The sequence below is a fragment of the Streptomyces mexicanus genome (genome assembly GCF_902506575.1).
GTDB classification, from domain to species: domain Bacteria; phylum Actinomycetota; class Actinomycetes; order Streptomycetales; family Streptomycetaceae; genus Streptomyces; species Streptomyces mexicanus.
This window is the reverse complement of record NZ_LR732544.1, coordinates 6,884,455-6,891,829: the sequence shown is the minus strand read 5'-3', so window position 1 is coordinate 6,891,829 and position 7,375 is coordinate 6,884,455. Positions and strand designations below refer to the sequence as shown.

At 73.4% G+C, this 7,375-nt stretch carries 8 protein-coding genes; 6 read left to right on the top strand and 2 right to left on the bottom strand.

All coding sequences use genetic code 11. The features are described 5' to 3' along the window. Position 1: 1 nt before the first annotated feature. On the bottom strand, positions 2 to 751 hold the full coding sequence (locus tag GV126_RS30775) for a TerD family protein (protein WP_328707358.1): 750 nt from the start codon (positions 749 to 751) through the stop codon (positions 2 to 4). A 232-nt stretch (positions 752 to 983) separates the two neighbouring features. Between GV126_RS30775 and GV126_RS30770 the strand changes: the two genes are divergently transcribed. The 3 genes from GV126_RS30770 (at position 984) to GV126_RS30760 (ending at position 2,697) form a co-directional block, all read left to right on the top strand. Next, on the top strand, positions 984 to 1,250 hold the full coding sequence (locus tag GV126_RS30770) for a GlsB/YeaQ/YmgE family stress response membrane protein (protein ID WP_159672770.1): 267 nt from the start codon (positions 984 to 986) through the stop codon (positions 1,248 to 1,250). Positions 1,251 to 1,365: 115 nt separating this feature from the next. Next, positions 1,366 to 1,758 (top strand): BlaI/MecI/CopY family transcriptional regulator, encoded by a 393-nt coding sequence (locus GV126_RS30765; RefSeq protein WP_419795992.1) that lies wholly within the window; start codon positions 1,366 to 1,368, stop codon positions 1,756 to 1,758. Between the two features lie 6 nt (positions 1,759 to 1,764). After that, positions 1,765 to 2,697, top strand: coding sequence for a M56 family metallopeptidase (locus tag GV126_RS30760; RefSeq protein ID WP_159672768.1), 933 nt, complete (start codon positions 1,765 to 1,767; stop codon positions 2,695 to 2,697). Positions 2,698 to 2,764: 67 nt separating this feature from the next. Here the strand turns inward: GV126_RS30760 and GV126_RS30755 are convergent, their stop codons facing one another. Beyond that, positions 2,765 to 3,220: a tellurite resistance TerB family protein gene (locus GV126_RS30755; protein ID WP_159672766.1), complete on the bottom strand. Its 456-nt coding sequence runs from the start codon at positions 3,218 to 3,220 to the stop codon at positions 2,765 to 2,767. Positions 3,221 to 3,669: 449 nt separating this feature from the next. On the opposite strand from GV126_RS30755, the gene GV126_RS36855 reads away from it, so the two are divergent. From GV126_RS36855 to GV126_RS30740, 3 genes are all read left to right on the top strand, one after another. Next, positions 3,670 to 4,224, top strand: a complete 555-nt coding sequence (locus tag GV126_RS36855) for an FCD domain-containing protein (RefSeq protein WP_236570190.1) — start codon at positions 3,670 to 3,672, stop codon at positions 4,222 to 4,224. Next, on the top strand, positions 4,221 to 6,686 hold the full coding sequence (locus GV126_RS30745) for a dolichyl-phosphate beta-glucosyltransferase (RefSeq protein ID WP_159672764.1): 2,466 nt from the start codon (positions 4,221 to 4,223) through the stop codon (positions 6,684 to 6,686). Before GV126_RS36855 ends, GV126_RS30745 begins: the two co-directional genes overlap by 4 nt. Positions 6,687 to 6,878: 192 nt before the next feature. Next, the coding region (locus tag GV126_RS30740; RefSeq protein ID WP_159672762.1) for a putative DNA-mimic protein at positions 6,879 to 7,375 on the top strand (497 nt) is incomplete at its 3' end.

The window sequence follows — 7,375 nt, the reverse complement described above, 5'->3', positions numbered from 1 at the left end:
CCTACTCGTCGGAGCGAGACGGTGCTCGGCCCGACCGACTCCTGCGCCGCCTCGCCATGTCGCCCCCGACCGTGGCAGTTCCACCTGTCGCTCCAGCATGCGACCCGGAGTGTTTTTTTGAAAGGAGAGAGCGCCATTCGTGATTTCTGCCGGTCTCGGGGCCGCGGAGATGTTTATAAGAGACGGCCTTCAGGACGTCCACGCCGTAGTCGGCGGCGATGCCCGCCAGCCCGGAGGCGTAGCCCTGGCCGACCGCGCGGAACTTCCACTGCGCGCCGTGCCGGTACAGCTCGCCGAAGACCAGCGCGGTCTCGTCCGCCAGGCCGCCCGTCGCGAGGTCGTAGCGGGCCAGTTCGGCGCCGTCCTCCCGGTCGAGGACGCGGATGTGCGCCCGGTGCACCTGGCCGAAGCTCTGGCCGCGCGCGGCGCCCTCGTAGAGGGACACCGGGAAGACGATCTTCTCGACGGAGTCGGGGACCCGGGTGAGGTCGATCTCGATGCGCTGGTCGTCACCGTCGACCGGGCTGCCGCCGCCCACGTGGCGGACCGAGCCGTCCGGGCTGGTCAGGTTGTTGAAGAAGACGAAGTGCCGGTCGGACGGCACCTTCCCGGACGCGTCGCAGAGCAGGGCGCTGGCGTCCAGCTCGTACCCGGTGTTCGCCTGCCAGCCCAGCCCGACCGTCACCCCGGTCAGACCAGGGGCCTGCTTGCTCAGCGACACGTTGCCGCCCTTGGTCAGGGTCACAGTCATGCACGTCCTCCGCAGCTGCTTCCGCTTCCCGCGTCCGTCGTGATCAACGACGCTCCGTCCGATCCAGTTCCCTGGTTGCGCAATGTCTTAATCAAGTGACAGAACCTCGACGTGCCCTCAACAGCACCTCCCAGAAGGAGAACCGGCCTCGCCCTGCGCGCTTGTCCCTCCCTAGGCTTGCGCAATCAGGCAACGAACGTCGCCGACCGCAACCCGACTGGAGGACGACACCGTGGGCATCATCGGCTGGATCATCCTGGGCCTGCTCGCCGGAGGCATCGCGAAGATGCTGCTGCCCGGACGCGACCCGGGCGGCCTGATCGGCACCACCCTCATCGGCATCGCGGGCGCGTTCATCGGTGGCTGGCTCTCCGCCCGCTTCCTCGACCGCCCGGTGGAGAAGCACTTCTTCGACCTGTACACCTGGGGCGCGGCGATCGGCGGCTCCCTGGTGCTCCTCGTCGCCTACCGCGTCCTGTTCGGCAACTCCCGCGACTGAGTCCGCGCACCCCCGCCTGCGCCACCGCCCTCTGTACGATGACGCTGCTCCGGCGTACGGGGCCGATGCGACACCGGCGCCCGGCAGGACGGAGCGGACCGAAGGGAGACTGCGCGTGACGGAGCGAGGGCAGCCCGAACCGCACCGTCGGCGCCGCGCGCCCGGCTCGCTGGAGACCCAGGTGCTCGCCGCGCTGCACGAGGCCGAGGGCCCGGTGACCGCGGGCTGGGTGCGGGACCACCTGGCCGCGGACCTCGCGTACACCACCGTGATGACGGTGCTGGCCCGTCTGCTGGCCAAGAACGCGGTGACGCGCAGGCGCGAGGGGCGGTCGTTCGTGTGGATGCCCGTCGCGGACCAGGCCGGGCTCGCCGCACTGAAGATGCGCAAGGTCCTGGACGGTGAGCAGGACCGCCGGGCGGTCCTCGCCCGCTTCGTCACGGGGCTGCCGGAGGGCGACGAGCAGCTGCTGCGCGAACTGCTGGACCAGGCCGCCGACGAGGACTGAGCACACATGGGGATCTTCGTCTTCCTTCCGTTGGTCCTGCCGCTGACCACCTGGCCGATCGCGCGCCTGGCCGAGCAGCGCCTTCACCCCCGTACCGCCACGGTGCTGCTGACCGTCCTCGCCACGGCCATGGCGCTGTGCAGCACGGTCTGCCTGGGCCTGCTGATGGTGGTGGGCACCGCGCAACTGCCCGGCAATCCGCTGCCGGACGGCTGGTCGGACCCCGAGGTGCGCGAGAGCGTGCCGCGCCACGAGGTCGCCGGGAAGGCCGCCATCCCGGGCCTGCTGGCGGTCGTCGTGGCCTGCGGCCGCGCGGTGCTGCAGCACTGCGCGGTGCGCCGGCGCGCCCACCGGGCCCTGGCCGGCCTGCCGCGCACCGAGGTCGCGGTGCTGCCCGACCCCGAGCCGTACGCCTACGCGCTGCCGGGCGGGGACCGCGACCGGATCGTGGTGTCCACCGGCCTGCTCACCCGCCTCGCCGCGCGGGAGCGCAGGGCGCTGTTCGCCCATGAGCGCAGTCACCTCGCCGCCCGGCACCACCGCCATCTGCTGCTCGTACGCCTCGCCGCCTGCGCGAACCCGTTCCTGCTGCCGTTGCGGACCGCCGTCGCCTACACGGTGGAGCGGTGGGCGGACGAGGAGGCCGCCCAGGCCGTCGGCAGCCGCAAGGCCGTCGCCCGCGCGACCGGCGGGGCGGCGCTCGTCCCGCGCGGCCCCCCCGCCCCGCCCCGGGCCGGCCGGGCGGCCCCGGGCCCGCCCCCGCGCCGGGTGGCGGCCCTGCGGGGGCCGGCGCCCGCCGTACGGACCTGGCCGCCGGTGTTCACCACCGTGGGCCTGGCGCTGTGGACCGCGGCCACGGGGGTGCTGCTCTCGGCGATGTTCTCGGCGAACTCGGCGTTGACGTTGATGCTCCTGCTGCACGCGGCGACACCGCTCTGAGAACAGATCCCGCACCCGGCGGGGAACCCAGGGCAACTCGGGACGAACCAGAGGGACTCGAGCGACCTCAGAGGTCGAACTCGTGGGGCGGCAGGCCCAGCGCGAAGCAGGCGTCCCGGACGACGGAGCGCTCGGTGTCGTCGAAATCGCCGTCGGCACCACCGATGACGATGCCGATCTGGATCACGGCCCGGGCCTCGGCCGGCTTCTTCTTCGCCTTGGCGACCTCCTGGAGCACGCTGACCTTGCCGAAGTCGAAGTCGGCGGTGAGCTTGTTCAGGTTGTCCTCGAAACGGCGCTGGAGGTCCTCGGCGGGGAAGTTCTGCAGCACCTCGTTGCTGAAGATCAGTTGCGCGACCCGCTGCCGCTCCGCCGGGTCGATCCTTCCGTCGGCCGCGGCCACCAGGGCGCACATCGCCATGCTGGCGTCCCGGAACGCGCCGCTCTTGAGTTCGTTCTTCTTCGCCACCAGCTGGCTCTGCATCTGCGACGCCGAGTCCTTGATGCGATCCCACAGGGCCATGCCGTCTCCCCTTGTGCCGAATACTTCTACAACACTGTAGAAGTTAGCAGGCCGAGTGATCACCGGGGGCCTCGGAGCGCCCCCGCACGACAGGATCCGGCCACCCGACACGATCCGGCCGCACGGGCCGGCACCGGCCGCCGGGTGACTGCTGTCGGAGGGCACTGGTACTCTCCAGCGGATCATGCGGATCCCGCATGAGACGACGTTCCGGTCGAGGGGGGAGCCCGTCCGGCCGTCGTCGTGCCAGGCCGCGCGCCGGTCGTGCGCCGCGGTCCTTCTCCGGGGAGGGAACACACGTTGCACCGCTCTCGTACCCACCGGCCGTGCGGCACCGCGGGCGAACGACAACGCACCGGACGCCTCGCCGCACACGGGAACGGCTGACCGGCGCGGGCCCTGGGGTGAGCCCCGCCGGGCAGCCCCTCCCCGCGGGCGCGGCGCGGCCCGTGGGCTTGCGGTTGCCCGCCGGGCCGCCCCGGCGGGGGGGGCGGGGGCCGGGGCCGGGGTGGTTCCCCCCCCGGGGAGGGGCCCGGCGCCCCGACGGCCCGCAGGACCCGCCCGCCCAGCCGGCCCCGCCGCCCCAGCAGGTCCCGAAGGCGTCGAAGGCCCCGCGGTTCCCGAAGGCCCCGCACGACCTGCGCGAGGCGCGGGTCGCGGCCGCGCTCGCCGGAGTGCGCCGGCGCGGCGAGGAGGCCCAGCGGGCCGCCACCGCCGGCGACCTGACCGTGCTGATCGGCTACGACCTGCGGTTCTGGCGGGAGTTGAGCGGCCTGTTCGGCAACCCCCACCTCGCCGACTTCCTGCACCGGCTGCGCGTGCAGTCCTGGGTGTGCGCGGTGCAGCACCTGCGCCGCCTGGGCGACCTGCGCGGCCTGCTGTGGACCGGCCACACCGAACTCGTCGACGCACTGGCGAAACGTGACATCACCGGGGCCCGCGCGATCGTCGCCGCGTACCACGCGCACGCCCTGGCCCTGGCCGACCGGCTGGCCGGCGCATGAGCGGCGCCGCCGTCCCGGACGCCGGGCCGCCCCGCTCCGCACCGGGCGAACCGCCCGTCGAGCTGTCGGTCGTCATCCCCGCCTACAACGAGGAGCACCGGCTCGGCCCCACCCTGGACGCCGTCACCGCCTACCTGCGCGACCACGAGGACCGCTTCGGCACCTGGGAGGTCGTCGTCGCCGACGACGGCTCCACCGACGGCACCGGCGCCCTCGTCACCGCCCGCCGCGACGGGCGGGTCCGGCTCGTGGCCGCCGACCGCAACCGCGGCAAGGGGCACGCCCTGCGCCTGGGCGTGCTGGCCACCCGGGGCCGGCGCGTCCTGGTCACCGACGCCGACCTGGCCGCCCCCATCGAGGAACTCGACCTGCTCGACAAGGCGCTCGGCGAGGGCAACGCCGCCGCGATCGGCTCCCGTTCGGTGCCCGGCGCCTCGATCGGCAGCCGCCAGCACCGGGTGCGCGAACTGCTGGGCCGCGCCGGGAACCTCCTGATACGGCGGGTCGCGGTGCCCGGCATACGCGACACCCAGTGCGGCTTCAAGCTCTTCGACGGGGACCGCGCGCGCACCGCCTTCGCCGCCTCCCGGCTCAACGGCTGGGGCATCGACGTGGAGGTGCTGCAGCACTTCCACCGCGCCGGCTGGCCCGTCGCCGAGGTCCCCGTGCGCTGGTCCCACCAGGTGGGCTCCAAGGTCGTCCCGCTGGACTACGGCCGGGTCCTCGCCGAACTGGCCCGGCTCAAGGCCCGCGCCGCGCACCCCGCCGACCTGCTGGCCGGCGCCGCGTTCCTGCTGATGGCGGTGGTGCTGTACGCCGGCCGCCTCGTCGATCCCGCCCATCGCTATCTGCCCGACTCGCTGCAGGACCAGAACCAGTGGGAGTGGTTCTTCGCCGTCACCGCCGACAGCGTCGCCCACCTGCACAACCCGCTCTTCACCGACCTCCAGGGCTTCCCCGACGGCGTGAACCTCATGGCCAACACGGTCATGCTGGGCCTGTCGGTGCCCTTCGCGCCCGTCACCCTCGCCTTCGGTCCCGCCGTCTCGCTCAGCGTGTGCATGGCGCTGGGGCTGGCCGCGACCGGCGCGGCCTGGTACTGGCTGATCGTCAAACGGGTCACCGCGCACCGGGGCGCGGCCTTCACCGGCGCGGCACTGGCCGCGTTCGCCCCGCCGATGGTCAGCCACGCAAACGCCCACCCGAACTTCGTGATCCTGTTCGTGATCCCGCTGATCGTCGACCGGGTGCTGCGGCTGTGCACGGGCGCGCGGGTACGGCGCGACGGCGTCGTGCTCGGGCTGCTGACGGCCTACCAGATCTTCCTCGGCGAGGAGCCGCTGCTGCTGGCCGCGCTCGGCACGGCGCTGTTCGCCGCCGCGTACGCGCTGGTGCGCCCGGATGTGGCGCGGGCGGCCTGGCGGCCACTGCTGCGGGGCCTGCTGACCGGCGCCGCCGTGTGCCTGCCGCTCGTCGCCTTCCCGCTGTACTGGCAGTTCGCGGGCCCGCAGAGCTACGGCAGCGTGCTGCACGGCGACAACGCCGGCAACAGTCCGCTGGCGCTGCTCGCCTTCGCCGAGCGCTCCCTGTTCGCGGGCAGCGCCGAGCGGGCGGACGCGCTGTCCTTGAACCCGACCGAGCAGAACGCCTTCTACGGCTGGCCCCTGCTCCTGCTCGCCCTCGGCATCGCCGTCCGGCTGTGGGAACAGGCCCTGGTCAAGGCGCTGGCGGTGACGGCGGCCGGTGCCGCGCTGCTGTCCCTGGGCCCGAAGGTCCGGCTGCCGCTGACCGACCGGGTCTACCCCGGCCCGTGGGCGCCGCTGTCGCACCTGCCGCTGTTCGAATCGGTCATCGAGGGCAGGGTCGCGATGATCTGCGCCCCCGCGCTGGGCATGCTGCTGGCGGTGGCCCTGACGCGCATGGCGGCGATCCGCCGCGTGGGCACCCTGTACGCCGGTCTGATGGCCGTCGCGCTGGCCCTGCTGCCGCTGGTGCCGGCGCCGCTGAAGGCGGTGGACCGCGCCCCGGTGCCGGAGTTCATCACGGCCGGGCTGTGGAAGCCGTACGTCCACGACGGCGAGTCCCTCGTGCCGGTCCCGCTGCCCGACCCCGGCGCGGCCGAGGCCCTGCACTGGCAGACCGCCGCCCACCTCGGTTTCAGGCTGCCCGGCGGCTACTTCAACGGCCCCTGGGGCCCGGACCGCACCGGCATCTACGGCGCCGCGCCCCGCGCCACCTCCAGCATGCTGCGCGACGTGCGCTACACCGGCGTCGTCCCCGTCATCGACGCCACCCGCCGCGCCCAGGCCCGGCAGGACTTCGCGCACTGGCACGCGGGCGTCCTCGTCCTCGCCCCGCAGCCCAACGACGGCGCCCTGCGCCACGTGCTCACCGAACTGGTGGGCCGGCCCGGGACGTGGACCGGCGGGGTGTGGGTATGGGACCTGCACGGGCGGAGCTGACCGACCGGACCGACCGGTGCACACGGCCGGCACCGCACGACCGGCACGCACGACCGAGCACACGATCGGTGAGCACAAACCGGTGCACACGACCGCCCGGTCACGAGCGGGTACGCCCCCGGCCGCACCGACTACGCTTCCCTGATCGCGTGCATCGCCTTCGCGCTGAGTGAGCTGAGTGAGGAGTCCTCTTTGGCCTGCGACCTGTGGCTGGTACCGCTCGTCGACGTGTTGTGCCACACCCCCGACAACCCGTTCGCCGAAGAACTCGCGCAGTACAACGAGGCACTGGCCGAGAACGGGCTCCCGCCGGTGCCGGTCCACCCGTACATGCCGGGCCTGTCCGGCGACGTCGCCCCCGTGGCCGGCTTCGACTACGACGCCCTGCACTTCCTGCGCCGCGCCCATCTGCTGACGCTGTGCGGCCTGCCGCTGAGCCCGGTGGACGAACTGGGCGGCGACTACGAGCAGTTGCTGGAGATGTTCGAGTCCACCGCCCGCCAGTCGCACCTGGTCTGGCACTACGACCACGCCGGCGCCTACGTGCCCCTGGACTTCGCCCAGCCCCTGTCCAACGACGAACTCCTGGCCGGCGGCGGCCCGCTGGGCTCCTCCCAGGCCCTGCTGCGCGAACTGGAGTACGTCGCCCCGGCCCTCGGCATCGACCCGGCCAACCCGCCGGCGTGGTC

Excerpts from the sequence above, each read along its gene's own strand:
- GV126_RS30745 (WP_159672764.1), top strand. The coding sequence starts at position 4,221 with ATGAGCGGCGCCGCCGTCCCGGACGCCGGGCCGCCCCGCTCCGCACCG.
- GV126_RS30755 (WP_159672766.1), bottom strand. The coding sequence starts at position 3,220 with ATGGCCCTGTGGGATCGCATCAAGGACTCGGCGTCGCAGATGCAGAGC.
- GV126_RS30760 (WP_159672768.1), top strand. The coding sequence starts at position 1,765 with ATGGGGATCTTCGTCTTCCTTCCGTTGGTCCTGCCGCTGACCACCTGG.
- GV126_RS30775 (WP_328707358.1), bottom strand. The coding sequence starts at position 751 with ATGACTGTGACCCTGACCAAGGGCGGCAACGTGTCGCTGAGCAAGCAG.